The following is a 24,935-nucleotide window of genomic DNA, read 5'->3' as shown; positions in this document are numbered from 1 at the left end:
AAATCAAGCACATACCTCTGTAACGACTTTTGCCAGCTGCTCGGCGTAGGCACGCACACGAGTCTCCTCGTCACCTTCCACCATCACTCGGACCAGCGGTTCGGTGCCGGACTTGCGCAGCAGGACGCGGCCACGGCCAGCCATCTCTTCGGTGACCCTGGCGCAGGCGTCCTTGACTGCCGGATGTTCCAGCGGATCGACATCGCTGCCGGCAAAGCGCACGTTGATCAGCACCTGCGGGCACTTGCGGATGCCCATGCGCGCTTCGGCCAGGGTCTGGCCGCGGGTCTTGAGCGCCATCAACACCTGCAGCGCCGCGATGATCGCATCACCGGTGGTGGTGTGCTGGCAGCAGACCACGTGACCAGAATTCTCACCGCCCAGCTGCCAATCGCGCGCCTGCAGCTCGGACATCACGTAACGGTCGCCGACCTTGGCGCGCACGAACGGAATGTTCAGTTCCTGCAGCGCCAGTTCCAGCCCCAGGTTGCTCATCAGCGTACCGACCACGCCGCCATGCAGCTTGCCGCGATCAAGCAGGTCACGGGCGATGAGGTAGAGGATTTCGTCTCCGTCGATGATGGTGCCGGTGTGATCGACCATCATCACGCGGTCACCGTCGCCGTCGAAAGCGATGCCGATATCGGCGTGCTGCGCCAGCACCGCTTCCTGCAGAGCCCCCATGTGGGTGGAACCGCACTTGTCGTTGATGTTCAGGCCGTTGGGCTCGGCACCAATGACGAAGACTTCGGCGCCCAGCTCACGGAACACGTTGGGAGCAATCTTGTAGGTCGCACCGTGGGCGCAATCCAAGGCGATGCGCAGCCCGGCGAAGCTGGTGTTCGACGGCACGCTGCTCTTGCAGAACTCGATGTAGCGGCCTGCGGCGTCGTTGATCCGCGACACCTTGCCCAAACGGGCAGACTCGACCACGGTCATCGGCGCATCGAGCAGCTCCTCGATGATCAGCTCGACTTCATCGGGCAGCTTGGTGCCCTGGCCGGAGAAGAACTTGATGCCGTTGTCGTCGTGCGGATTGTGCGAGGCACTGATGACGATGCCGGCCTCGGCATGGAAGGTGCGGGTCAGGTAGGCGATACCCGGCGTCGGCATCGGGCCGAGCAGCATCACGTCAGCGCCTGCGGCGGACAGGCCGGCCTCCAGGGCCGACTCGAACATGTAGCCGGAGATGCGCGTGTCCTTGCCCACCAGCACACGGCACTTGCCCTGCTGACGGAAGGCCATGCCGACAGCCCAGCCCAGCTTGAGCACGAAGTCCGGCGTGATCGGCGGCGTACCGACGCGGCCACGGATACCATCGGTGCCGAAATACTTCCTGCTCATTGCTGCACTCCTTCTCTTGCGCTTTCCACCGCGTGGATCATTCGCACTACGTCTACTGTCTGGGCCACATCGTGCACCCGGATGATGCTGGCGCCCTTGCTCACTGCCAGGGCGGCCAGGGCAAGGCTGCCGTAAAGTCTTTCGCCGACCTCACGCTGCAATGCGCGGCCGATCATGCTCTTGCGGGACACGCCGACCAGGATCGGGCAGCCCATGTCGAGCAACTGCTCCATCTGGCGGAACAGGTTGAGGTTATGGCTCTGGGTCTTGGCAAAACCGAAGCCAGGATCGAGGACAATGCGCTCGCGGGCAATGCCCACGGCTTCGCAAGCCGCCAGCCGCTCATCGAGAAAACCACGGACCTCCTCGAGGATATCCGGGTAGCGCGGGTCGTCCTGCATATTCCCCGGCTCCCCGCGCATGTGCATCAGGCAGACCGGCAGGCCGGTATCGGCTGCCGCGTCCAGGGCGCCGTCGCGCTGCAGCGAGCGCACATCATTGATCAGCCCCGCTCCCAGGCGAGCGGTTTCGCGCATCACCGAGGGCGTGGACGTATCCACGGAAATGACCACGTCCAGCTCGCGAGCGATGGCCTCGACCACCGGCGCGACCCGTTCCAACTCCTCGGTGGGCGATACCACGCGAGCACCGGGACGGGTGGACTCGCCACCGATATCGATCAGCGTGGCGCCCGCTTCGACCATTTCCGCCGCATGGCGCAACGCCACGTCGAGCTGGTTGAAGCACCCGCCATCGGAGAAGGAATCAGGGGTGACATTGAGGATGCCCATGACGTGCGGGCGGCTTAAATCAAGAACCCGGTTGCCGCAAGGCAACCGGGTCGGGTGGTACAACGAACTCATTCAGTGCTCTCAGTGTTCGCCGGCAGGCCCGCCAATCGGGTTGTCCTGGCGACCGCCCTCGTCACGCGGCGCAGTGGCCGAGCCCGAGGAGCCGGAATTGCCGCCCTGCCAGTCACGCGGTTCGCGCGGGGTACGGCCGGCCATGATGTCGTCGATCTGGTCGGCGTCGATGGTTTCGTACTTCATCAGCGCGTCGGCCATCATGTCGAGCTTGTCGCGATTCTCTTCCAGCAGGCGCTTGGCGGTGCCGTAGCAGTCGTCGATGATGCGCCGCACTTCCTGGTCGATCAGCTTGGCGGTCTCACCCGAGATGTTCGAGTGCTGGCCACCGGCGCTACGGCCGAGGAAGACTTCGCCCTCTTCTTCCGCGTACATCAGCGGACCGAGTTTTTCCGACAGACCCCACTTGGTCACCATGTTCCGCGCCAGCTGGGTGGCACGCATGATGTCGTTGGAGGCGCCGGTGGTCACACCCTCGAAGCCCAGGGTCATCTCTTCGGCGATACGACCACCGAACAGCGAGCAGATCTGGCTTTCCAGCGCGCGCTTGGACAGGCTGTAGCGATCCTCTTCCGGCAGGAACATGGTCACGCCCAGGGCGCGGCCGCGCGGAATGATGGAAACCTTGTAGACCGGGTCGTGCTCCGGAACCAGGCGCCCAACGATGGCGTGACCGGCTTCGTGGAACGCGGTGTTCTTCTTCTCTTTCTCGGACATGACCATGGTCTTGCGCTCGGCGCCCATCATGATCTTGTCCTTGGCCAGTTCGAACTCACGCATGTCGACGATGCGCTTGTTGGAACGGGCAGCGAACAGCGAAGCCTCGTTGACCAGGTTGGCCAGGTCGGCACCGGAGAAGCCCGGGGTACCGCGCGCGATGACGGCCGGATCGACGTTGTCGCCCAGCGGCACCTTGCGCATGTGCACTTTGAGGATCTGCTCGCGACCACGGATGTCCGGCAGGCCGACCACCACCTGGCGGTCGAAGCGGCCCGGACGCAGCAGCGCGGGGTCGAGCACGTCCGGACGGTTGGTCGCGGCGATGACGATGATGCCGTCATTCATCTCGAAGCCGTCCATCTCCACCAGCAACTGGTTGAGGGTCTGTTCGCGCTCGTCGTGACCGCCGCCCAGGCCGGCGCCACGATGGCGGCCGACGGCGTCGATCTCGTCGATGAAGATGATGCAGGGGGCGTGCTTCTTGGCCTGGTCGAACATGTCGCGAACGCGCGAGGCGCCCACGCCGACGAACATTTCCACGAAGTCCGAACCGGAAATGGTGAAGAACGGTACCTTGGCTTCGCCGGCGATGGCCTTGGCCAGCAGGGTCTTACCGGTACCGGGCGGGCCGACCATCAGCACGCCGCGGGGGATACGGCCGCCCAGGCGCTGGAACTTGCCCGGATCGCGGAGGAATTCCACCAGCTCGCTGACTTCTTCCTTGGCCTCGTCGCAACCGGCAACGTCGGCGAAGGTGGTCTTCACCTGGTCTTCCGACAACAGGCGCGCCTTGCTCTTGCCGAAGCTCATCGGGCCGCCGCGGCCACCGCCGCCGCCCTGCATCTGGCGCATGAAGAACATGAAGACGGCGATGATCACCAGGATCGGGAAGCTGGCTACCAGGAGCTGCGTCCAGATGCTCTGCTGCTCGGGCTGCTTGCCTTCGACAACCACGTTGTTGTTGACCAGGTCACCGATCAGGCCGTTGTCCTGGATCGCCGGGCGGATGGTCTTGAAGGTGTCACCATCCTGGCGCTTGCCGGTGATGACGTAGCCGTCGACGGTCACGCGCTCGACCTTGCCGTCCTTCACCTGCTGGATGAAGTCGGAATAGTTGAGCGTCTGCGGCTCGCTCGGGCTGGAGAAGTTGTTCATCACGGTGACCAGTACCGCCGCGATGATCAGCCACAGGATCAGGTTCTTTGCCATGTCGTTCAATTGACTACCCTCTGAAGCCGGCTCCGCCCTGGAAACCGCTTCTCACGACGGCCAGACTCCTTCCGGCCAAAATTACTACACAACGCCCGCCGCCAGGCAGGCGCCGTCTGTAACCCTTTATGAACCCCGGCTTTCACCGGCACAAGCAAAACCTGCCAGGCATAGACCAGAAGCCCGCCCAATCATTCCAGTCTAGGCGCCGCGAAAGCCTCGTGCGAGCAGATACTGCTCCCGCGAACGGTCGCGGGACGACAGCGGTTTGCGCATCTGCACCTTCTCGAAGTTCTCGCGAACCATCTTGTGGTAAGCGTCGAAACCCTCACCCTGGAAGATCTTGATCAGGAAATCGCCGCCCGGACGCAGCACACGGGTGCACAGGTCTAGGGCCAGCTCGCAGAGGAACATCGCACGAGGCATGTCCACGGCGGGCAATCCACTCATATTGGGGGCCATATCGGAAATCACAAGGTCTACCGGATTTTCTCCGATGGCCTCGAGCAACTGGGCAAAAACCTCGTCCTCGGTGAAGTCACCCTGGATGAAGGTGACGTCCGGAATGCTGTCCATCGGCAGGATGTCGGAGGCGATCAGGGTACCCTTGTCGCCGATCACCCGGCTGGTGACCTGCGACCAGCCGCCCGGCGCAGCGCCGAGGTCGACCACGGTCATGCCGGGGCGCAGAATGCGATCCTTCTCCTGGATTTCCAGCAGCTTGTAGCTGGCGCGCGAGCGATAGCCGTCGCGCTGTGCCATCTTCACGTACGGATCGTCGAAATGTTCTTTCAGCCAGCGATGGCTAGTCTTGGAACGGGCCACGTATTACCTCGTCTGAGCGGCATCCCGGTAGTACCGAAACTCGGGTAGAATATCCGCCTTTTTCCCAGGGGTCAGATTATGGCGCTCTCTCAGGAGCAGAAAAAGCAGTTCAAATCTATCGGGCATCACCTGAAACCCGTATTGACCGTTGCTGAAAACGGTCTTTCGGAAGGTGTGATGGCCGAGCTTGAGCGTGCGCTCAACGATCATGAACTGATCAAGGTGCAGTTCCGTGTCGCCGAACGCGACGATCGTCGTGCGCTGATCGACGAACTCTGCCAGAACGGTAGCTGCGAACTGGTGCAGAGCATCGGCAAGATGGCGCTGATCTATCGTCGCAATCCCAAGCCGAACAAGAACCTGTCGAACATCAGCCGTTACAGCGGTCTCTGACAGTCAAGCCCGGTAGCGCGGAGCCGGCAAGGCTCCGCCGCGTCAGCTCCGTTCGTCCCGCCCCGGCGCCGGTTGCAGCACCAGCAGCAGTCCGCACAGCGCCACCACCAGGTAGTTGAACAGCAGCCAGCGCTGAGCGTCCGGCGCGACCTGGCGCACCACGAAATAAACCGCCGCCATCACCAGCACGGTGAGCAGCACCTGCCCCCGCGTTTCGCGAGTGAAGGCAGCGAGCCCGCGCGCCTGCCAGAGCACCAGGGCCTGGAGCAGCACGCAGAATCCGGCAAAACCCAGCAGCAACGGCTTCAGCCCGTCAGCGACGGTCTCCACCAGCAGCGGCGCCAGGCCGATCCTGTCCAGCGCCGGCAGCACCACGAACTGCAGCAGCCAGAGACCGCCGACCCAGAATGTCTGGGCCAGCAGCCAACTGACGGTGCCTGCGTTCAGCGATTGCCGATCAGGCGTGGCGGACTTCAACGATCTCGTACTCGACGTCGCCGCCTGGGGTTTTCACCAGGACCGCATCGCCTTCGGTCTTGCCGATCAGCGCACGGGCGATCGGCGAGTTGACCGAGATCTTGCTGTTCTTGATGTCCGCCTCGTCGTCGCCGACGATCTGGTAGGTCACGGTCTCGTCGGTCTCGACGTTGGCGATATCCACGGTGGTGCCGAAGATCACCTTGCCGCTGTGCGGAATGGTGGTCACGTCGATGATCTGCGCGTTGGACAGCTTGGCCTCGATGTCGCGGATGCGCGCCTCGGACATGCCCTGCTGCTCACGAGCCGCGTGGTATTCGGCGTTTTCCTTGAGGTCGCCCAGTTCACGCGCTTCGGCGATGGCCTGGGTGATCTGCGGACGCAGAACGGTCTTCAGGTATTTCAGTTCTTCTTCCAGGGCGCGAGCGCCCTGGACGGTCATTGGAAATTTGCTCATGCGTTGATCCCTGCATGGAGATCCTGCAGACGGCGAACGGTCTTCTCGGGACCGAACTTGAGCGCCTCACAGATCGCCTGCCCCGCCGCGATGGTGGTGGTGCAGTAGATCTTGTGCTGCAGGGCGTTACGACGGATGGAGTACGAGTCAGCGATGGACTGGCGACCTTCGGTGGTGTTGATGATCAGAGTGACTTCGTCGTTCTTGATCATGTCGACCACGTGGGGACGGCCCTCGGTCACCTTGTTCACGCGACGCACCGGCAGGCCGGCGGCCTCGATCACCTTGGCGGTACCGGCGGTGGCGACCACCTCGAAGCCCAGCGCGACCAGGTCGCGGGCGACCTGAACAGCTTGCGGCTTGTCGTCCTCGCGGACGCTGATGAAGGCGCAACCGGCGTTCGGCAGGATTTCGCTGGCGCCCAGCTGGGCCTTGGCGAATGCCTCACCGAAGCTGTCGCCGACCCCCATGACCTCGCCCGTGGATTTCATCTCTGGGCCGAGGATCGGGTCGACGCCGGGGAACTTGGCGAACGGGAACACCGCTTCCTTGACGCTATAGTACGGCGGGATCACCTCCTGGGTGAAGCCGACTTCGGCCAGGGTTTTGCCAGCCATGACGCGGGCCGCAACTTTGGCCAGGGATTCGCCGATGCACTTGGAGACGAACGGCACGGTACGGGACGCGCGCGGGTTCACCTCGATCACGTAGATGTCCTCGCCCTGCACGGCCATCTGCACGTTCATCAGACCGACCACGCCCAGCTCCAGGGCCATCTTCTTGACCTGCTCGCGGATCTCGTCCTGGATGTGCTCGGGCAGCGAGTACGGCGGCAGCGAGCAGGCGGAGTCACCGGAGTGCACGCCAGCCTGTTCGATGTGCTGCATGATCGCGCCGATCACCACGGTCTCGCCGTCGCACACCGCATCGATGTCGACTTCGATGGCGCAGTTGAGGAAGCGGTCCAGCAGCACCGGGCTGTCGTTGGAGACCTTCACGGCTTCGCGCATGTAGCGCTTGAGCTCTTCTTCCTGGTAGACGATTTCCATCGCGCGGCCGCCCAGTACGTAGGACGGGCGCACCACCATCGGGTAGCCGATGTTCTTCGACAGCTCCAGGGCCTGGTCTTCGCTGCGCGCGGTGGCGTTGGCCGGCTGGCGCAGGTTCAGGCGCTGGACCATCTGCTGGAAGCGCTCGCGGTCTTCGGCACGGTCGATGGCGTCCGGGCTGGTGCCGATGATCGGCACGCCGGCTTCTTCCAGGGCGCGGCAGAGTTTCAGCGGGGTCTGGCCGCCGTACTGGACGATGACGCCCTTGGGCTGTTCGACGCGGACGATTTCCAGCACGTCTTCCAGGGTCACCGGCTCGAAGTACAGGCGATCGGACGTGTCGTAGTCGGTGGAGACGGTTTCCGGGTTGCAGTTGACCATGATGGTCTCGTAACCGTCTTCACGCATGGCCAGCGCAGCGTGTACGCAGCAGTAGTCGAACTCGATGCCCTGGCCGATGCGGTTCGGACCGCCGCCCAGGATCATGATCTTGTCGCGGTTCGACGGATTGGCCTCGCACTCTTCCTCGTAGGTCGAGTACATGTAGGCGGTGTCGGTGGCGAATTCGGCGGCGCAGGTATCCACGCGCTTGTACACCGGCAGCACCTTGAGCTTGTGGCGATGGTTGCGCAGGTTCTTCTCGGTCACACCCAGCAGGGTAGCCAGGCGCGCATCGGAGAAGCCCTTGCGCTTGAGCTTGTACATCAGGTCGCGGTCGATGGCGGACAGACCCAGGGTCTTCACGCGCTCCTCGTCCTTGACCAGGTCTTCAATCTGCACCAGGAACCATTCATCGACATGGGTCAGGGCGAAGACTTCGGCAATGCTCTTGCCGGCACGGAAGGCGTCGGCGATGTACCAGATGCGGTCGGCGTTTGGCACGCTCAGCTCGCGCTTGAGGATGCCTTCGGCCTCGGGATTGCTCAGGTCGACCTTGGGATCGAAACCGGTGGCGCCCACTTCCAGGCCGCGCAGGGCTTTCTGCATGGACTCCTGGAAAGTACGACCGATGGCCATGACTTCACCCACGGATTTCATCTGGGTGGTCAGGCGGGCGTCGGCCTTCGGGAATTTCTCGAAGGCGAAACGCGGGATCTTGGTGACGACGTAGTCGATCGCCGGCTCGAAGGACGCCGGGGTGCGACCGCCGGTGATGTCGTTCTGCAGCTCGTCGAGGGTGTAGCCGACGGCCAGCTTGGCGGCGATCTTGGCGATCGGGAAGCCGGTGGCCTTGGAGGCCAGCGCCGAGGAACGCGACACGCGCGGGTTCATTTCGATCACGACCATGCGGCCGGTGTTCGGGCAGATGCCGAACTGCACGTTGGAACCGCCGGTTTCCACGCCGATCTCACGCAGCACCGCCAGCGAGGCGTTGCGCATGATCTGGTATTCCTTGTCGGTCAGGGTCTGCGCCGGCGCGACGGTGATCGAGTCACCGGTGTGCACGCCCATCGCGTCGAAGTTCTCGATGGCGCAGACGATGATGCAGTTGTCCTTCTTGTCGCGGACAACCTCCATCTCGTATTCCTTCCAGCCGATCAGCGATTCGTCGATCAGCAGCTCGTTGGTCGGCGACAGGTCCAGACCACGGGTGCAGATTTCCTCGAACTCTTCGCGGTTGTAGGCGATGCCGCCACCGGTGCCGCCCATGGTGAAGGACGGACGGATGATGCACGGGAAGTTGACCTTCTCCAGCACGCCGTAGGCTTCTTCCATGCTGTGGGCGATGCCCGAGCGCGGGCAGGCCAGGCCGATGTCGCGCATGGCCTTGTCGAAGCGCGAACGGTCTTCGGCCTTGTCGATGGTGTCGGCGTTGGCGCCGATCATTTCCACGCCGAACTGCTCGAGCACGCCGTGGCGCTCCAGGTCCAGGGCGCAGTTCAGAGCGGTCTGGCCGCCCATGGTCGGCAGCAGCGCATCAGGGCGCTCCTTCTCGATGATCTTGGCGACGGTCTGCCACTTGATCGGCTCGATGTAGGTGGCGTCGGCCATGGCCGGGTCGGTCATGATGGTGGCCGGGTTGGAGTTCACCAGGATGACACGGAAGCCTTCTTCCTTCAGGGCCTTGCAGGCCTGTGCGCCGGAGTAGTCGAACTCGCAGGCCTGGCCGATGACGATCGGGCCGGCGCCGAGGATCAGGATGCTCTTGATGTCTGTACGCTTGGGCATGGGACTCTCGTTGCAATATTCAGGAAAGGGTTGCGCTGGCCAGCTTCACGCCAAAGCCGACGAACAGGGCGCCGACGCCGCTCGAGGCGCCGGCAGCCAGCCGTTGCCGCCGACGGAACCAGGCCGCCAGACGCACACCGGAGAAAATCAGGAAACTCAGGTACAGGGCGCTGATGATCTCGAGGATCGTGCCCAGCACCAGGAACGACAGGCCGGGATAGGCGTAACCCGGGTCGACGAACTGGATGAAGAAGGAAATGAAGAAGAGGATCGCCTTGGGGTTGGACAGGCTCAGCAGCAGCGCCTTGCGGAACGGCTGGTTGACGTCCACTTCCTTGGCCGGCGCGGCGGCCGCTTCCAGCGGGTGGCGCAGCTTCTGCCAGCCGCCGCGGAGCATGCCGATACCCAGGTAGAACAGGTAGGCGGCGCCGACGTACTTCAGGCCCAGGAACAGCATCGGCTCGGCCTTGAGGACCGAGGCGATACCCAGCGCCGAGAGGAACATCAGGATCGCATCGCCGAGGAACACCGCACTCGCCGCCCGGTAGCCCGAAGCCACGCCGCGCTGGGCGGCGGTGGCGAGGACGAACAGCGAGTTCGGCCCCGGCAGCAGGACGATGAACAACGTACCCAGGACGTAGGTCCAGAGGTCGGTGATTCCCAGGGTCGGCATCATCTTCTTCTACCTCTTCGAGCTCGTACTCAGCGACGCTCGGCCATCGCCGCGATAAAGCGGTCGAACAGCGGAGCCACGTCGTGCGGGCCTGGGCTGGCTTCCGGGTGACCCTGGAAGCTGAAGGCCACCTTGTCGGTGCGTTCGATACCCTGCAGGGTGCCGTCGAACAGCGACTTGTGGGTGGCGCGCAGGTTGGCCGGCATGCTGCCTTCATCGACGGCGAAACCGTGGTTCTGGCTGGTGATCATCACCACGCCCGAATCCAGGTCCTGCACCGGGTGGTTGGCACCGTGGTGGCCGTGGCCCATCTTCAGGGTCTTGGCGCCGGAGGCCAGGGCCAGCAACTGGTGGCCCAGGCAGATGCCGAACACCGGGATCTCGGTGTCGAGAAACTCGCGGATGGCCTGGATGGCGTAGTCGCACGGCTCAGGGTCGCCAGGGCCGTTGGAGAGGAAGATGCCGTCCGGATTCAGGGCGAGCACTTCGCTGGCCGGGGTCTGCGCCGGCACCACGGTCAGGCGGCAGCCGCGGGCGACCAGCATGCGCAGGATGTTCAGCTTCACGCCGAAATCGTAGGCGACCACGTGGTACGGCAGGTCGGCAGCAGCGATGTCCGGATGGCTGTCGGTTTCCAGGTTCCACACGCTGGAACGCCACTCGTAGCGCTCGGTGGAGGAAACGACTTTCGCCAGGTCCATGCCCTTCAGGCCCGGGAAGCCGCGCGCCAGTTCGAGGGCCTTTTCCTCGGTGGCGTCGTCGCCGACCAGGATGCAGCCGTTCTGCGAACCCTTCTCGCGCAGGATGCGGGTCAGGCGGCGGGTATCGATGCCGGCGATGGCAACGGTGCCATTCTCTTTCAGGTAGTCCGGCAGGGACTGCTTGTCGCGCCAGCTGCTGGACAGCAGCGGCAGGTCACGGATGATCAGGCCGGCGGCCCAGACCTTGTTCGACTCGGCGTCCTCGGGCGTGGTGCCGGTGTTGCCGATGTGCGGGTAGGTCAGGGTGACGATCTGTTGGGCGTAGGAAGGATCGGTGAGGATTTCCTGGTAGCCGGTCATGGCGGTGTTGAACACCACCTCTCCGACGGTATGGCCGTCGGCGCCGATGGCTTCACCGCGAAAAACGCTGCCGTCGGCAAGTGCAAGTATGGCTGGCTTAGTCAAGAAGACCTCCCGTAGTTCAAGCCTGGCTGGGCGTGCGCAGATTGTAAAAAAGCGGGATGACATCTGAAGAAGTCATCCCGCTTTTTATGTGATCATGCTGCGCTACTTTTAGTGGACACACTAAAGCTGTAGTTTACAGAAATGCGACATCCTGGTCCACCTTTTGCACGACGTACGGCCATGCCGCTCAGCGCAGGCCGAGAACGTCCTGCATGTCGTACAGGCCATTGGCCTGCCCTTCCAGCCATTGCGCGGCACGCACGGCGCCGCGAGCGAAGGTCATGCGACTCGAAGCCTTGTGGGTGATTTCCACGCGCTCGCCATCAGCGGCGAACAGCACGGTGTGATCGCCCACCACGTCGCCGGCACGCACGGTGGCGAAGCCGATGGTCTCACGCGGACGGGCGCCGGTCTGGCCTTCGCGACCGTACACGGCCACCTTCTCCAGATCACGACCCAGCGCATTGGCGACCACTTCGCCCATGCGCAGTGCAGTGCCGGACGGCGCGTCGACCTTGTGGCGGTGGTGCGCTTCGAGAATCTCGATGTCCACGTCGTCGCCCAGCACGCGGGCAGCGGTATCGAGCAGCTTCAGGCAGAGGTTCACACCAACGCTGTAGTTGGCCGCGAAGACGATCGGGATGTCCTTCGCTGCTTCGCTGAGCAGCTCCTTCTCCGCCGCGGAGAAACCAGTGGTGCCGATAACCATGGCCTTGCCGGCCTTGCGGCAGACTTCCAGGTTCTTCAGGGTGACGGTCGGGTGGGTGAAGTCGATCAGCACGTCGAACTCGTCGACCACCTTGGCCAGGTCGCCCGACAGCGGCACACCGATGCGGCCCAGGCCGGCCAGCTCACCCGCGTCGGCGCCGACCAGCGTACTGTCCGGGCGATCGACCGCCGCGGTCAGGCCGGCACTGCCATTGGTCTGCTGGACCGCCTCGATCAGGGTCTTGCCCATGCGCCCGGCGGCGCCCATTACGGCTATACGTCGCATAAAAACAGCTCCAGGCTGTTGGCTGCAGGCTGCAGGCGCCGAGCTCCTGAAGCCTGCCGCCTGCCACCTGCCGCCGAAGTTAAAGATCGTCGAAGAAGCGCTTCATGCCTTCGAACCAGCCACTGGCCTTCGGCGAATTGGAAGAGTTGCCCTGCAGGGTATTGCGGAACTCTTCGAGCAGCTCGCGCTGACGCTTGTCCAGCTGCACCGGGGTCTCCACGACGACGCGGCACATCAGGTCGCCGGCACCGCCACCGCGCACTGGAGCGACGCCCTTGCCGCGCAGGCGGAACAGCTTGCCGGTCTGGGTGCCCTCGGGGATCTTCAGCTTGACGCGGCCATCCAGGGTCGGCACTTCCAGCTCGCCACCCAGGGCAGCGTCGGCGAAGCTGATCGGCACTTCGCAGTACAGGTGCTTGCCGTCGCGCTGGAAGATGTCGTGCTCGCGCACGTTCACCACCACGTACAGGTCGCCCGCCGGGCCACCGTGGGCGCCGGCTTCGCCTTCGCCAGTGAGACGGATGCGATCACCGGTATCGACGCCGGCCGGGACTTTCACCGACAGGGTCTTGTGCTCTTCCACGCGGCCCTGGCCATGGCACGAGCCACAGGGGTCGGTGATCATCTTGCCGCTGCCATGGCAGCGCGGGCAGGTCTGCTGCACCGAGAAGAAGCCCTGCTGCATGCGCACCTGACCGATACCACCGCAGGTGGTACAGGTGACCGGCGTGGTACCGGGCTTGGCGCCGCTGCCGCTGCAGGTCTTGCAGCCGACCAGGGTCGGAACACGGATGGTCACGGTGGTGCCGCGAACCGCGTCTTCCAGGTCCAGATCGAGGGTGTAGCGCAGGTCGGCGCCGCGCGCCGGACCGCCACGGGAGCCGCCACGACCGCCACTGCCACCGAAGAAGTCGCTGAAGACATCACCGAAGATGTCGGAGAAGCTCGCGCCACCGAAGCCCGCACCGCCGCCACCCATCTGCGGGTCGACGCCGGCATGGCCGTACTGGTCATAGGCCGCACGCTTGCTGGCGTCGGACAGGACCTCGTACGCCTCGTTGGCCTCCTTGAATTTGTCCTCGGCTTCCTTGTCGCCGGGATTGCGGTCCGGGTGGAACTTCATGGCGAGCCGGCGATAGGCCTTCTTCAGGTCCGCTTCGCTGGCGCCGCGCTCGACACCCAGTACCTCGTAAAAATCACGTTTGGCCATAAATTCTTTGCACCTTGAAAACCTTTCCCCCAGACACGCCAACGCGGGAGCAAGCCCCCGCGTGACGTTTCATGCGCACCGACACGCTGGTCGGTGCGCCGGGGCGGAAGTAAGCACGCGGCTTACTTGTTCTCCTTGACCTCTTCGAACTCGGCATCGACGACATCGTCGCCAGCCTTGTCATCAGCGGCCTCGCCCTGAGCAGCAGCGCCCGGCTGCGGCTGTTCGGCGTACATCTTCTGCGCCAGCGGAGTGGATGCCTGGGACAGCGCATTCATCTTCGCTTCGATCTCGGCCTTGTCGTCGCCCTTCACGGCAACTTCCAGCTCGCCCAGCGCCTTGTCGATGGCAGCCTTCTCTTCGGCAGTAGCCTTGTCGCCCGCCTCGGTGACCATCTTGCGAGTCGCGTGGACCAGCGCATCACCCTGGTTGCGGGCAGCGGCCAGTTCCTCGAACTTGCGGTCTTCCTCGGCATTCGCCTCGGCGTCGCGGACCATCTGCTGGATCTCGTCCTCGGACAGACCCGAAGAAGCCTTGATCACGATGGACTGCTGCTTGCCGGTGGCCTTGTCTTTAGCGCCGACGTGCAGGATGCCGTTGGCGTCGATGTCGAAGGTCACTTCGATCTGCGGCACACCGCGCGGAGCCGGCGGAATGTCGGCCAGGTCGAACTTGCCCAGCGACTTGTTCTGACCGGCTTGCTTGCGCTCGCCCTGCAGAACGTGGATGGTCACGGCGCCCTGGTTGTCATCGGCAGTGGAGAACACCTGCGACTTCTTGGTCGGGATGGTGGTGTTCTTGTCGATCAGCGCGGTCATCACGCCACCGAGGGTTTCGATACCCAGGGTCAGCGGGGTGACGTCGAGCAGCAGCACGTCCTTCACGTCACCGGCCAGCACGGCGCCCTGGATGGCAGCACCCATGGCCACGGCTTCGTCCGGGTTGACGTCCTTGCGCGCTTCCTTGCCGAAGAACTCGGCAACGGTCTTCTGCACCAGCGGCATGCGGGTCTGGCCGCCGACCAGGATCACTTCGTCGATCTTCGACACGTCCAGGCCTGCGTCTTTCAGCGCAACGCGGCACGGCTCGATGGTGCGGGTGACCAGGTCTTCCACCAGGGATTCCAGCTTGGCGCGGGAAACCTTGACGTTCAGGTGTTTCGGGCCGGAGGCGTCAGCGGTGACGTACGGCAGGTTGACGTCGGTCTGCTGGGTCGAGGACAGCTCGATCTTCGCCTTCTCGGCAGCTTCCTTCAGGCGCTGCATGGCCAGCGGGTCGCCCTTGAGGTCCATGCCGGATTCTTTCTTGAATTCCTCGACGAGGTAGTCGATCAGGCGCAGGTCGAAGTCTTCACCACCCAGGAAGGTGTCACCGTTGGTGGCCAGCACTTCGAACTGGTGCTCACCATCGACTTCGGCGATCTCGATCACGGACACGTCGAAGGTGCCGCCGCCCAGGTCATAGACGATGATGGTGTGGTCGCCCTTGGCCTTGTCCAGGCCATAGGCCAGCGCCGCCGCGGTCGGTTCGTTGATGATGCGCTTGACGTCCAGACCGGCGATGCGACCGGCGTCCTTGGTGGCCTGACGCTGGCTGTCGTTGAAGTAGGCCGGAACGGTGATGACCGCTTCGGTGACCGGCTCGCCCAGGTAGTCCTCGGCGGTCTTCTTCATCTTCTTCAGGACTTCGGCGGAGACCTGCGGCGGAGCCATCTTCTGGCCCTTGGCCTCGACCCAGGCGTCGCCGTTGTCAGCCTTGACGATCTTGTAAGGGACCATCTTGATGTCTTTCTGTACGACGTCTTCTTCGAAGCGACGGCCGATCAGGCGCTTCACCGCGTACAGGGTGTTGGTCGGGTTGGTCACGGCCTGGCGTTTCGCCGGCTGACCGACCAGGATTTCGCCGTCGTTGGCGTAGCCGATGATCGACGGGGTGGTACGAGCGCCTTCGGCGTTCTCGATGACCTTGACGTTACCGTTCTCCAGGATGGACACACAGGAGTTGGTGGTCCCCAGGTCGATACCAATGATTTTGCCCATATTTCACTCTCCAGAAATTAGATTCCGCGCTGACCCTGTTGCGGGTCTTTGGCTCGGTTGATTACCCAGATGGGGACCGGGTGGTGGATTTCAAGCCTTCTCGTCGATCGAAGGCGGAGTTTGTTCCGGTGCCTTGCTGACCACGACCATGGCCGGACGCAGCAGGCGACCGTTGAGCAGATAGCCCTTCTGGAACACCTTGACCACACTGCCCGGTTCGAGGCGATCACTCGCCTCCATGGCCATGGCCTGGTGGTGTTCGGGGTTGAACGGCTCGCCGTGCGGGTCGACCGGCTCGAGGTTGTAGCGCTTCAAGGTGTCGTGGAACATCTTCAGCGTCAGCTCGATGCCTTCGCGCATCGGCTTGATCGCTTCATCTTCCGGGTTCGACATCTCCAGCGCGCGCTCGAGGGTATCGACGATCGGCAGCAGGTCGCCGGCGAATTTCTCCAGGGCGAACTTGTGCGCCTTCTCCACGTCCTGCTCGGCACGGCGGCGGACGTTCTGCAGCTCGGCAACGGCGCGCAGGCTCTGATCCTTCGCCGCGGCGACCTGTTCTTCCAGTTCCAGCACGCGGGCGTTCAGATCCCCGGTAGCGCCGGTGTCCGGCTGCTCGTTGAACTGGGAATCCTGAGTCTGTTGTTCGTCAGACATGCCACTCTCCTAAAAAGAAAATAAGCCTTTGAAAACAAGGCGAACCCAATGGTCCGCGGCTCTGCCGTGTATATGGGGCGGCTTTTCCCGACTTCAAGGGCGCGACGCCAGGAGGCAACCTGCAAAGGCGACGAGGGAGAATTGCCAGCGGCAAAAAATACTGTATAAATAACCAGACCTATCTGCGGAGCCGCCGCCCATGCTGGTTCATCTGTCCGTGCACAACTACGCCATCGTCGAGCACCTCGATCTCGAGCTCGCCGCCGGCATGACCGTGATCACCGGCGAAACCGGCGCCGGCAAGTCGATCATGCTCGACGCCCTCGGCCTCGCCCTGGGCGACCGCGCCGACAGCGGCGTGGTTCGTCCCGGCTCGGACAAGGCGGACATTCTCGCCAGCTTCGATGTCAGCGCGATTGCCGAAGCCCGCGACTGGCTCGCCGAACGCGACCTGGAACAGGACGGCCCGTGCATCCTGCGTCGGGTGATCACCGCCGAAGGCCGCTCGCGCGGCTACATCAATGGCTCGCCCTGCCCTCTGAGCGATCTCAAGCACCTGGGCGAACTGCTCATCGACATCCATAGCCAGCACGAGCACCAGTCGCTGCTCAAGGCCGATACCCACCGTCGCCTGCTCGACGAATTCGCCGGCAGCCAGGACCTGGCGCGCCAGGTACACCTCGCCGCGCAGCGCTGGAAGCAGACCCGCCAGGAGCTGGACCGCCTGTCGCGCAACGGCGACGAGCAGCGCGCCCGCCACCAGTTGCTCAGCTACCAGCTGGAGGAACTGGAGAACCTCGGCCTGGGCGATAACGAACTGGAGTCACTGGAAGCCGAACACAAGACCCAGAGCAACGCCGGCAGCCTGATCGCCGCCTGCCGCCAGGTGGTCGAGCTGTGCAGCGAAAGCGATGCTGGCAACGTACTGTCGGCGCTGACTTCCAGCCTCAACCGCCTCACCGCCTTCCCGAGCCAGCCGGCTGCGCTGGGCGAAGCAGTGAACCTGCTGTCCAGCGCGCAGATCCAGGTAGAAGAAGCCATCGGCGAGTTGAACCGCTTCGTCGATCACTTCGACGCCGACCCGATGCGCCTGCAGCAACTGGAAGAGCGCATGGACGCCATCTACAGCCTCGCCCGCAAGCACCGTGTGCAGCCCCACGAACTGCAGGACCTGCAGCAGCGCCTGCTGGACGAGCTGGAAGCGCTGAATGCCGACGACGAAGCCGTGGAGCGGCTGGGCGATGAACTGACCGCCTATGCCCGCCATTATCAGGAAAAGGCTGACGAGCTCAGCCGCCTGCGCCAGGACGCCGCACCGAAACTGGCCAAGGCTGTGGAAGTGGAAATGCAGCGCCTGGGCATGCCGGGCGGACGCTTCGCCATCGAACTGCGTGAATCCAGCTCGGATGAACCGCAGGTCAACGGTCAGGAGCAACTGGAGTTCCTGGTCAGCGCCAACCCCGGCCAGCCGCTGAAGGGCCTGGCCAAGGTCGCCTCGGGCGGCGAACTGTCGCGTATCAGCCTGGCGATCCAGGTGATCACCGCGCAGACTTCGCGCATCCCCACCCTGGTCTTCGATGAAGTGGACGTCGGCATCGGCGGCCCCACCGCCGAAGTGGTCGGCCAGTTGCTGCGCCGCCTCGGCGATCGCGGCCAGGTGCTCACCGTCACCCACCTGCCCCAGGTCGCCGCCCAGGGCCACCAGCACCTGTTCGTGCACAAGGACCGCGACACCAGCGAAACCCGCACCGCCGTGGCCGACCTGAAGAGGGCCGAACGCATCGAGGAAATCGCCCGCATGCTTGGCGGCGTCGACCTGACCAAGGAATCCCTGGCCCACGCTCGCAAGATGGTCGACTCCGCCGTACAGAGTTGAACTTCACCCGTAGGAGCGAGCTTGCTCGCGAAGGAGTTTCCCGGCCGCTCCAGCGCTGGGCAGTTCGCGAGCGAGCTCGCTCCTACAAAAAAGAAAAGCGACCGGAAATGAAAACGGCGACCCGAGGGTCGCCGTTTCTGCATCTGCGTGCGCTTACTTCTTCTTGCGCACGTAGAGCACCAGGTTGTGATCGACAAGCTCGAAGCCGCGCTCCTTGACGATCTCCTTCTGGCGTTTCTCGATTTCCGAGTCCATGAACTCGATGACTTCGCCGGTATCGACGCAGACCATGTGGTCATGGTGACCGCTGTCGGCCAGCTCGAAGACGGCATGGCCGCCGTCGAAGTTGTGGCGCACCACCAGGCCGGCGGCTTCGAACTGGGTCAGGACGCGGTAGACGGTGGCCAGACCGACGTCTTCGCCCGCTTCCATCAGCGCTTTGTAGACATCCTCTGCGCTCATGTGGCGCTGCTCGGCGGAATCGAGCATCTGGAGGATCTTGACGCGCGGCAGGGTGACCTTCAGTCCGGCTTTGCGCAGTTCGCTATTTTCAACCATGTGTGCTTTCTCGGCGCGGAATGCTTCGCAGCATCTCTCAATACAGGTATGATCGGGATTTCGTCGCTCAGCCAAGATAGTGGAAGTCACCCCTTGATGCAAAACGCCAAGCTCATGCTGACCAGTCTCGCTTTCGGGCTGGGACTCGCCGCACTCGCCGGTTGCTCGTTCCCGGGGGTCTACAAGATCGACATCCAGCAGGGCAACGTTGTAACGCAGGATATGATAGACCAGTTGAAGCCTGGAATGACCCGGCGCCAAGTGCGGTTTATCATGGGCAACCCCCTGATCGTGGACACCTTCCACCCCAACCGCTGGGACTACCTGTACAGCATCCAGCCCGGCGGCGGTCAGCGCCAGCAGGAGCGGATGAGCCTGTACTTCGGCGCGAACGACCAGTTGGTCGGCCTGAACGGCGACTTCATGCCGGGCGTGAGCCGCGACGAGTCGATCCTCGGCAAGGACGGCGTCACTCCGCCGCTGGCCCCGGAAGCGCCGCAACAGCAGCCCGAGCAGCACAAGGACGAACCGGCCAAGCCCGGCTCCGTGGAAGAGCAGATCCAGAAGGAAGTCGACCAGGTGGAAACCGTGCCGGTCCCGACTCCGGAACCGCTGGACAAGGACCCGCAGTAAGGTCCCGCGCCAACGAAAAAGCCCGGCCGATGCCGGGCTTTTTGTTGCCTGCGATTTCCTGAGCTGGGCGGGATTCAGCCTTCGACGATCATCCTCGCGCCGCCTTCGCCCGCGCCGCACGCTGCTTGCGCACCTCCTTCGGGTCGACGAGCAGCGGCCGGTAAATCTCCACGCGATCCCCCTCTCGCAGCACGCGCTCTTCGGGATTGACCACCGCGTTGCCGAAGATGCCCAGCGGACAGCTCTGCACATCCAGGCCGGGAAACTGCCCGGCGATACCCGACAGCACTACCGCTTCACGCATCCGCGTACCGCACGGAACGCGAAGGGACAGCAGCGCCTGCTTTTCCGGCAGCGCGTAGACGACTTCAATCGCGATGCTTTCAGACTCAGCCATGCAGCTGCTTGGCGCGCTGGCAGAAGGCATCGACCATGGTGTTCGCCGCCTGGGTGAACAGCGGGCCGAGGGTTGCCTTCACCAGGGCACCTGCATAGTCGAAGGTGAGGTCGAGGGAAATCTTGCAGGCCTTGTCGCCCAGGGCCTTGAAGGTCCACACGCCATGCAGCTGGGTGAACGGGCCTTCCTCGAGATTCATCTCGATGCTCTGCCCCGGCACCAGCGTGTTACGCGTGGTGAAGTGCTGGGAGATGCTGCCCTTGGCCACGATAAGCTTGGCGCGCATGGCGGTTTCGCTCTCCTCCAGCACGGTGGAGGCGGAGCACCAGGGCAGGAACTCCGGATAGCGCGCCACATCGTTGACCAGGTCGTACAGCGCCTTCGCCGGATAGGGCAGCAGCGCCGAACGCTGGATATGCGTGCTCATAGACGTCTCGCTTTGTGTTGTGGGGCATCTGACCGAAACCGACGCCCGCTGATCAAAAAAACAGCGCGCATTCTCCGAGATTAGCCACGCACCCTCAAGCTTGCATGCCGTCGCACACTGTGCCGATAGCCGCGCGGCCGGCGACTCCCTATAATGCGCGGCCTATGGCTAAACAGAAGAAACACCCTTCGGGGACCATCGCGCAGAACAAGAAGGCTCTGCACGACTACTTCATCGAGCAGCGCTTCGAGGCAGGCGTCGCCCTGGCCGGCTGGGAAGTGAAAAGCCTGCGCGCCGGCAAGGCGCAGCTGGTGGACAGCTACGTGCTGCTCAAGGATGGCGAAGCCTGGCTGCTGGGCAGCCACATCACGCCGCTGACCACTGCCAGCACCCACGTCATTGCCGACCCGGTGCGCACGCGCAAGTTGCTGTTGCACAAGCGCGAGCTGGGCAAGCTGTTCGGTGCCGTGCAGCAGAAAGGCTACGCCTGCGTCGCGCTGTCGATGTACTGGAAGAAGCACCTGATCAAGTGCGAGATCGCACTGGCCAAGGGCAAGAAAGAGTACGACAAGCGCGGCACCGAGAAGGAGCGTGACTCCGACCGGGAAATCCAGCGCGCGATTCGTCACGGCAAGGACGATTAAAGCGGCTGCAGGCGGCAGGCTTCAGGCGGCAGGTAAGAGCGCGGAGCCTTGCCTGCAGCTGGCCAGCAGCCCGCCTCAGGCGCCCTGGCGTCGTTGCGCGCGCTGCAGGCGCAATTCCTTCGCCTGCACCTCGGCCAGCACTTCCTGCACGTAGTCGATATGCCGCTGGGAAATCTCCCGCGCCGCTTCCGCGTGCCCGCCGATAATCGCTTCATACAACTCGCGGTGCTGACGCATCAGCTGCTCGCGGGTCTCGTCGCGCTGCGCGTACATCCCGCCGATATTGGTCACCACGTTGCGCTTGAGCAGGTCGAACAGACCACGAATGGTGTGCAGCAGCACGGCGTTGTGGCTGGCCTCGGCGATGGCCAGGTGGAAGGCCGCATCTGCCGCCCCCTCCTCCGCACGACTGACCTTGCCCACGCGCTGATAGCAATCCTGCAGTGCATCGAAAGCCTGCTTCAGCCGCTGATGATCCACCTCGGTCGCGCGCAATGCGGCGTAGTAGGCGCAGGAGCCTTCCAGCGTGTGGCGAAACTCCAGCAGGTCGCGTTGCGCCTCCGGGTTGCTCTCCAGCAGGTGCAGCAGCGGATCGCTGAACATCGAACCCAACCCTTCGCTGACGTAGTTGCCGCCGCCCTGGCGGCTGACCAGCAGCCCCTTGGCGCCGAGCTTCTGGATCGCCTCGCGCAGTGACGGCCGAGACACGCCGAACTGCTCGGCCAGCACGCGCTCGGCGGGCAGCCGCTCGCCGGCCTTGAGGGTGCCCTCGAGGATCATCGCCTCCAGCCGCTCGACGATATCGTCCGACAGACGGCGCTGCTTGACCTGACCAAAACCCATGCTGGTGAACTCCCTCGATATGGCGCTCTGAGCCGCGCTCTATACAGCGCGCGGCCGCCTGCTGAATGCCGCCGCGCGCAACAGGAACAGTACGGCGTTGCGGCCAGGCTCGACAAAAGTCGCAGGGCAGCAAATTGACACGCCGCCAGCAGGGCTTTTACCCTGAGCGCTCGGCCTTGTAAATTGGTCTTACCAATTTACCGAAAGCCGAACTGCAAGGCAATCGATTCAAAAAATAAAGCCGCGATCAGTCGACCGTCTGCCCAAAGCGCCACAAGCGCATCGGAATCGCCCGACCGGCAACCAGGCCCTCCACCCAAAAACAATTAGGGAGCCAACCAGATGCAAACCTGGCAGCAGATCTACACCCCGCTCGGCAGCCTCGGCCTGTCCGCGCTGGTCGCCGTCATCCCGATCGTGTTCTTCTTCCTCGCCCTCGCCGTGTTCCGCCTCAAGGGCCACGTCGCCGGCAGCATCACCCTCGCCCTTTCGATCATCATCGCCATCGCCGCCTTCGGCATGCCCGCCGACATGGCCATCGCCGCCGCCGGCTATGGCTTCGCCTACGGCCTGTGGCCGATTGCCTGGATCATCGTCGCGGCGGTGTTCCTCTACAAGCTCACGGTCAAGAGCGGCCAGTTCGAGGTGATCCGCAGCTCGGTACTGTCGATCACCGGCGACCAGCGCCTGCAGGTGCTGCTGATCGGCTTCTCCTTCGGCGCCTTCCTCGAAGGTGCGGCGGGCTTCGGCGCGCCGGTGGCGATCACCGCCGCCCTGCTCGTCGGCCTGGGCTTCAACCCGCTGTACGCCGCGGGCCTGTGCTTGATCGCCAACACCGCACCGGTGGCCTTCGGCGCCCTGGGCATCCCGATCATCGTCGCGGGCCAGGTCACCGGCATCGACGCCTTCAAGATCGGCGCCATGACCGGCCGCCAGCTGCCGTTCCTGTCGATCCTCGTGCCGTTCTGGCTGGTGTTCATGATGGACGGCTTCAAGGGCGTGAAGGAAACCTGGCCGGCCGCGCTGGTTGCCGGCGGCAGCTTCGCCATCACCCAGTACTTCACCTCCAACTTCATCGGCCCGGAACTGCCGGACATCACCTCCGCCCTGGTCAGCCTGATCTGCCTGACCCTGTTCCTGAAGGTCTGGCAGCCGGCCAGCGAGCGTGAAGTGGTCGCCACTGCCGGCGGCGCCGCCGTCATGGGCGGCAACGGCCCGCGTGGCGCCGAGCCGACTCCGTACAGCTTCGGTGAAATCCTCAAGGCCTGGTCGCCGTTCCTGATCCTCACCGTGCTGGTCACCATCTGGACCCTGAAGCCGTTCAAGGCGGCCTTCGCTCCGGGCGGCGCGCTGTACAACCTGGTATTCAACTTCCCGATCCCGCACCTGGATCAACTGGTGGTCAAGGTCGCGCCCATCGTCGCCAACCCGACGCCGGTGGCGGCCGTGTTCAAGCTGGACCCGATCTCGGCCACCGGCACGGCGATCTTCCTCTCCGCGGTGATCTCCATGTTCGTGCTGCGCATCGGCGCGAAAACTGGTCTGACCACCTTCAAGGAGACCCTGGTCGAGCTGAAATGGCCGATCCTCTCCATCGGCATGGTGCTGGCCTTCGCCTTCGTCACCAACTATTCGGGCATGTCCACCACCCTGGCACTGGTCCTGGCCGGCACCGGTGCGGCCTTCCCGTTCTTCTCGCCGTTCCTCGGCTGGCTGGGCGTGTTCCTCACCGGTTCGGATACCTCCTCCAATGCCCTGTTCAGCTCGCTGCAGGCCACCACCGCGCACCAGATCGGGGTCAACGACACCCTGCTGGTGGCCGCCAACACCAGCGGCGGCGTGACCGGCAAGATGATCTCGCCGCAATCCATCGCCGTGGCCTGCGCCGCCACCGGCATGGTCGGCAAGGAATCCGACCTGTTCCGCTTCACCCTCAAGCACAGCCTGATGTTCGCCGCCATCGTGGGCCTGATCACCCTGGCCCAGGCGTACATCTTCACCGGCATGCTCGTGCACTAAAGCCCGCCCGGCTCCGCGCTGCGGCGCGGAGGTCCGTCCAAAGCAGCTAAGGTCTTTCGAGGTCATCGCGGCAACGCTGGCCTCGACAAGCCCCCCAACGATGAGAAGCCCATGATCATCTCTGCCTCTACCGACTACCGCGCCGCCGCCCAGCGCAAGCTGCCGCCGTTCCTCTTCCACTACGCCGACGGCGGCGCCTACGCCGAGCGCACCCTGCGCAACAACGTCGACGACCTGGCCAATATCGCCCTGCGCCAGCGCGTGCTGAAGAACATGTCCGAGCTGAGCCTGGAGACGAAGCTGTTCGACGAGACGTTGAGCATGCCCATCGCCCTGGCGCCGGTCGGCCTGACCGGCATGTACGCCCGGCGCGGCGAGGTACAGGCAGCCCGCGCGGCCGCCGCGAAAGGCATTCCGTTCACCATGTCCACGGTGTCGGTCTGCCCCATCGAGGAAGTCGCCCCGGCCATCGACCGGCCCATGTGGTTCCAGCTCTACGTGCTGAAGGACCGCGGCTTCATGCGCAATGCTCTGGAGCGCGCCAAGGCGGCCGGGGTGAAGACCCTGGTGTTCACCGTCGACATGCCCGTGCCGGGCGCCCGCTACCGCGACGCCCACGCCGGCATGAGCGGCCCGAATGCGCCCATGCGCCGCGTCTGGCAGGCCATGACCCATCCCGCCTGGGCCCTCGATGTCGGCCTGCTGGGCAAGCCCCACGACCTGGGCAATATCTCCAAGTACCGCGGCAATCCCACCGGCCTGGCCGACTACATCGGCTGGCTGGGCGCCAACTTCGATCCGTCGATCTCCTGGAAGGACCTGGAATGGATCCGTGAATTCTGGGACGGCCCGATGATCATCAAGGGCATCCTCGACCCGGAAGACGCCAAAGACGCGGTGAAATTCGGCGCCGACGGCATCGTCGTCTCCAACCACGGCGGCCGCCAGCTCGACGGCGTGCTCTCCAGTGCCCGCGCCCTGCCGGCGATTGCCGACGCAGTGAAGGGTGAACTGAAGATCCTCGCTGACTCCGGCATCCGCAACGGCCTGGACGTGGTACGCATGATCGCCCTGGGCGCGGACACCGTGCTCATCGGCCGCGCCTTCCTCTACGCCCTGGCCACCCACGGCGAAGCCGGGGTGAAGAACCTGCTGGAACTGTTCGAGAAGGAAATGCGCGTGGCCATGGTGCTCACCGGCGCCAAGTCGATCAGCGAGATCACCCGTGACTCGCTGGTACGCGAACTGGGCGCCTGAAGCCCTTTCGTAGGGCGCATAACCTGGAACAGGTTATCC

Annotated in this window: 23 protein-coding genes; 6 read left to right on the top strand and 17 right to left on the bottom strand. The window is 64.0% G+C overall.

All coding sequences use genetic code 11. The annotated features are described in order from the left end of the window. Positions 1-3: 3 nt before the first annotated feature. The 4 genes from glmM to rlmE form a co-directional block, all read right to left on the bottom strand. Positions 4-1,344: a phosphoglucosamine mutase gene (glmM, locus tag HNP46_RS19800; RefSeq protein WP_184592290.1), complete on the bottom strand. Its 1,341-nt coding sequence runs from the start codon at positions 1,342-1,344 to the stop codon at positions 4-6. Beyond that, on the bottom strand, positions 1,341-2,207 hold the full coding sequence (gene folP, locus HNP46_RS19795) for a dihydropteroate synthase (protein WP_184592288.1): 867 nt from the start codon (positions 2,205-2,207) through the stop codon (positions 1,341-1,343). Before folP ends, glmM begins: the two co-directional genes overlap by 4 nt. A 9-nt stretch (positions 2,208-2,216) precedes the next feature. Further along, the gene (gene ftsH, locus HNP46_RS19790; RefSeq protein ID WP_184592286.1) at positions 2,217-4,136 is read right to left on the bottom strand and encodes an ATP-dependent zinc metalloprotease FtsH; all 1,920 of its coding nucleotides are present in this window, start codon (positions 4,134-4,136) and stop codon (positions 2,217-2,219) included. 201 nt (positions 4,137-4,337) lie between these two features. Beyond that, positions 4,338-4,961, bottom strand: coding sequence for a 23S rRNA (uridine(2552)-2'-O)-methyltransferase RlmE (rlmE, locus tag HNP46_RS19785; protein ID WP_045216738.1), 624 nt, complete (start codon positions 4,959-4,961; stop codon positions 4,338-4,340). A 78-nt stretch (positions 4,962-5,039) separates the two neighbouring features. Here rlmE and HNP46_RS19780 point away from each other — a divergent pair, with 78 nt between their 5' ends. Next, positions 5,040-5,354, top strand: coding sequence for a YhbY family RNA-binding protein (locus HNP46_RS19780; RefSeq protein ID WP_184592284.1), 315 nt, complete (start codon positions 5,040-5,042; stop codon positions 5,352-5,354). Positions 5,355-5,396: 42 nt separating this feature from the next. On the opposite strand, the gene HNP46_RS19775 is transcribed toward HNP46_RS19780, so the two are convergent. The 9 genes from HNP46_RS19775 to grpE all read right to left on the bottom strand — a co-directional run bounded on the left by HNP46_RS19775 (position 5,397) and on the right by grpE (position 16,242). After that, a complete protein-coding gene (locus HNP46_RS19775; protein ID WP_184592317.1) occupies positions 5,397-5,801 on the bottom strand; it encodes a DUF4149 domain-containing protein in 405 nt (134 codons plus the stop codon). 10 nt (positions 5,802-5,811) lie between these two features. Then, positions 5,812-6,288 carry a transcription elongation factor GreA gene (gene greA / locus HNP46_RS19770; RefSeq protein WP_017518953.1) on the bottom strand — a complete coding sequence of 159 codons (477 nt, stop codon included), beginning with the start codon at positions 6,286-6,288 and terminating at the stop codon, positions 5,812-5,814. Then, positions 6,285-9,506, bottom strand: coding sequence for a carbamoyl-phosphate synthase large subunit (carB, locus tag HNP46_RS19765; protein ID WP_184592282.1), 3,222 nt, complete (start codon positions 9,504-9,506; stop codon positions 6,285-6,287). Before carB ends, greA begins: the two co-directional genes overlap by 4 nt. A 19-nt stretch (positions 9,507-9,525) precedes the next feature. Further along, positions 9,526-10,179, bottom strand: a complete 654-nt coding sequence (leuE, locus tag HNP46_RS19760; protein ID WP_026079047.1) for a leucine efflux protein LeuE — start codon at positions 10,177-10,179, stop codon at positions 9,526-9,528. Between the two features lie 29 nt (positions 10,180-10,208). After that, entirely contained in the window at positions 10,209-11,345 is a 1,137-nt protein-coding gene (gene carA, locus HNP46_RS19755) for a glutamine-hydrolyzing carbamoyl-phosphate synthase small subunit (RefSeq protein WP_184592275.1), read from the bottom strand. 187 nt (positions 11,346-11,532) lie between these two features. Beyond that, entirely contained in the window at positions 11,533-12,339 is an 807-nt protein-coding gene (gene dapB / locus HNP46_RS19750; protein WP_184592267.1) for a 4-hydroxy-tetrahydrodipicolinate reductase, read from the bottom strand. A 79-nt stretch (positions 12,340-12,418) separates the two neighbouring features. Continuing rightward, positions 12,419-13,549, bottom strand: coding sequence for a molecular chaperone DnaJ (gene dnaJ, locus HNP46_RS19745; RefSeq protein ID WP_184592265.1), 1,131 nt, complete (start codon positions 13,547-13,549; stop codon positions 12,419-12,421). A gap of 122 nt (positions 13,550-13,671) precedes the next feature. Beyond that, on the bottom strand, positions 13,672-15,588 hold the full coding sequence (gene dnaK, locus HNP46_RS19740) for a molecular chaperone DnaK (RefSeq protein WP_184592263.1): 1,917 nt from the start codon (positions 15,586-15,588) through the stop codon (positions 13,672-13,674). Between the two features lie 90 nt (positions 15,589-15,678). Next, the gene (gene grpE, locus HNP46_RS19735) at positions 15,679-16,242 is read right to left on the bottom strand and encodes a nucleotide exchange factor GrpE (protein WP_184592253.1); all 564 of its coding nucleotides are present in this window, start codon (positions 16,240-16,242) and stop codon (positions 15,679-15,681) included. Positions 16,243-16,441: 199 nt separating this feature from the next. Between grpE and recN the strand changes: the two genes are divergently transcribed. After that, positions 16,442-18,118 carry a DNA repair protein RecN gene (gene recN / locus HNP46_RS19730; protein ID WP_184592251.1) on the top strand — a complete coding sequence of 559 codons (1,677 nt, stop codon included), beginning with the start codon at positions 16,442-16,444 and terminating at the stop codon, positions 18,116-18,118. Positions 18,119-18,271: 153 nt separating this feature from the next. On the opposite strand, the gene fur is transcribed toward recN, so the two are convergent. Further along, a complete protein-coding gene (fur, locus tag HNP46_RS19725) occupies positions 18,272-18,676 on the bottom strand; it encodes a ferric iron uptake transcriptional regulator (RefSeq protein ID WP_009613072.1) in 405 nt (134 codons plus the stop codon). A gap of 96 nt (positions 18,677-18,772) precedes the next feature. On the opposite strand from fur, the gene HNP46_RS19720 reads away from it, so the two are divergent. Further along, positions 18,773-19,309: an outer membrane protein assembly factor BamE gene (locus HNP46_RS19720; RefSeq protein ID WP_184592249.1), complete on the top strand. Its 537-nt coding sequence runs from the start codon at positions 18,773-18,775 to the stop codon at positions 19,307-19,309. A gap of 88 nt (positions 19,310-19,397) precedes the next feature. Here HNP46_RS19720 and HNP46_RS19715 read toward each other — a convergent pair whose 3' ends face one another. Then, positions 19,398-19,706, bottom strand: coding sequence for an RnfH family protein (locus HNP46_RS19715; protein ID WP_184592247.1), 309 nt, complete (start codon positions 19,704-19,706; stop codon positions 19,398-19,400). Further along, positions 19,699-20,133, bottom strand: a complete 435-nt coding sequence (locus HNP46_RS19710) for a type II toxin-antitoxin system RatA family toxin (protein WP_184592244.1) — start codon at positions 20,131-20,133, stop codon at positions 19,699-19,701. Before HNP46_RS19710 ends, HNP46_RS19715 begins: the two co-directional genes overlap by 8 nt. Positions 20,134-20,297: 164 nt before the next feature. On the opposite strand from HNP46_RS19710, the gene smpB reads away from it, so the two are divergent. After that, entirely contained in the window at positions 20,298-20,777 is a 480-nt protein-coding gene (gene smpB, locus HNP46_RS19705; RefSeq protein WP_017518965.1) for an SsrA-binding protein SmpB, read from the top strand. A gap of 75 nt (positions 20,778-20,852) precedes the next feature. On the opposite strand, the gene HNP46_RS19700 is transcribed toward smpB, so the two are convergent. Then, a complete protein-coding gene (locus tag HNP46_RS19700) occupies positions 20,853-21,620 on the bottom strand; it encodes an FCD domain-containing protein (protein ID WP_184592242.1) in 768 nt (255 codons plus the stop codon). Between the two features lie 342 nt (positions 21,621-21,962). Here HNP46_RS19700 and HNP46_RS19695 point away from each other — a divergent pair, with 342 nt between their 5' ends. Both HNP46_RS19695 and lldD read left to right on the top strand, forming a co-directional pair. Beyond that, positions 21,963-23,639: a lactate permease LctP family transporter gene (locus HNP46_RS19695; protein WP_184592240.1), complete on the top strand. Its 1,677-nt coding sequence runs from the start codon at positions 21,963-21,965 to the stop codon at positions 23,637-23,639. Between the two features lie 111 nt (positions 23,640-23,750). Beyond that, the gene (gene lldD / locus HNP46_RS19690) at positions 23,751-24,896 is read left to right on the top strand and encodes an FMN-dependent L-lactate dehydrogenase LldD (protein ID WP_184592238.1); all 1,146 of its coding nucleotides are present in this window, start codon (positions 23,751-23,753) and stop codon (positions 24,894-24,896) included. Positions 24,897-24,935 lie beyond the last annotated feature (39 nt).

Source organism: Pseudomonas nitroreducens, from assembly GCF_014204515.1.
GTDB lineage: Bacteria > Pseudomonadota > Gammaproteobacteria > Pseudomonadales > Pseudomonadaceae > Pseudomonas > Pseudomonas nitritireducens_A.
The sequence above is the reverse complement of the archived record's forward strand: the minus strand, read 5'-3'. Positions and strand labels throughout refer to the sequence as shown.